Annotated in this window: 1 protein-coding gene; it reads left to right on the top strand. The window is 49.0% G+C overall.

Going from position 1 to position 1554, the window contains the following annotated elements:
* Window positions 1-1445 (top strand): glucose-6-phosphate dehydrogenase (gene zwf, locus ACTHUT_RS20255; RefSeq protein WP_440419592.1); only part of this gene is annotated, 1445 nt, incomplete at its 5' end.
* Window positions 1446-1554: the final 109 nt, after the last annotated feature.

The following is a 1554-nucleotide window of genomic DNA, read 5'->3' as shown; positions in this document are numbered from 1 at the left end:
TGAGTACACAGACAAATTTTGATTTGGTGTTGTTTGGCGCGACCGGCGATTTGGCAATGCGTAAACTTTTGCCTTGCCTGTATCAGGCGCATGTAGCCGGTTTGCTTCATCCCGAAGGTCGTATTTTGGGTGTAAGCCGCAGCGAATTGGATACCGCCGGCTTTTTGTCTAAAGTGGAAACGAATTCTAAAATCCATGTCAAACAAAACTTCTCAGATGAAGCGTGGGCGTCGTTTATCCAACGTATCGAGTATTTAAAAGTCGATGTCACAGAGAAAGGCGATTTCATTGCCTTGGGCGACTTGGTAAAAGCACGCAAGAATACTGAAAATGTCGCGATCTATCTCTCAACTGCGCCGAAATTCTTTGCGCAAGCCTGTGAAAACCTTGCCGAAATCGGTTTGAATGCCGATAACGTGCGCGTGGTTTTGGAAAAACCGTTGGGTACGGACTTGGCCTCCTCCCAGCAAATCAATACAGATGTGGCCCGTTATTTCAAAGAAGAGCAAATCTACCGTATCGACCATTATCTGGGTAAAGAAAGCCTACAAAACCTGTTGGCCTTGCGTTTTGCCAATGTGATGTTCGAGCCTTTGTGGAACAACAAATATATTGAAAGCGTACAGCTGACCATCGCCGAGCAGTTAGGCGTAGAAGAACGCGGCGAGTTTTACGACATTACCGGCGCATTGCGCGATATGGTGCAAAACCACTTGATGCAAATGCTTTGTATGACTGCGATGGAAGCGCCGGCGAGCTTGGATGCCGATGCCGTACGCGACGAGAAAGTGAAAGTCATCAAATCGCTGAAACCGCTGACCATCGAATCCGTTAACGAAAATGTTATTCGCGGCCAATATGTTGCAGCAAACGGCATGAACGGCTATCTGGAAGAAGTCAACGTTCCGCAAGACAGCTTCACTGAAACCTATGTCGCCATCAAAGCCGAAATTGAAAACGAGCGTTGGAAAGGCGTACCTTTCTATCTGCGTACCGGCAAACGCATGGCAGGCAAAGTGGCGGAAATCGTGTTGAATTTCCGTCCGCTGCAAAACCATATTTTTGACAACAGCCAACCTGCGCCGAATCGTTTGGTTATTGAACTACAACCGACCGAATCCATCCGCCTTTACACTCAAGTGAAAACTCCGGGTGCAGGTAACAAAGTCGAAGTTACGCCGATTGGCGTGGACTTGGGCACAGTCGTAGAGGGCCGCCGCGCCGAGGCTTACGAGCGTCTGCTGCTGGATGTGATTAATGGCAGACTCGCTTTGTTCAACCGTCGTGACGAACTCGAAGCCGCTTGGGAATATGTGATGCCGATTTTGGAAAACTGGGCGAACAATACAACGCCTCCACATGCTTACGAAGCCCATTCTTGGGGGCCTGAAACTGCGCGCGCGCTGTTGGCCCGTGACGGCAACAAATGGCACGAAGAGCAATAATATTTCTTTCAGACGGCCTTGTTTTCCAACAAAAGGCCGTCTGAAACCATGAAAGGACGAAACATGTTTGTTTGGCACGAACAAGAAAACGCTGCAACTGCCGCGCAAG

The organism is Neisseria sp. P0022.S010, assembly GCF_051956635.1.
This window is presented reverse-complemented; position numbering and strand designations above follow the sequence as displayed.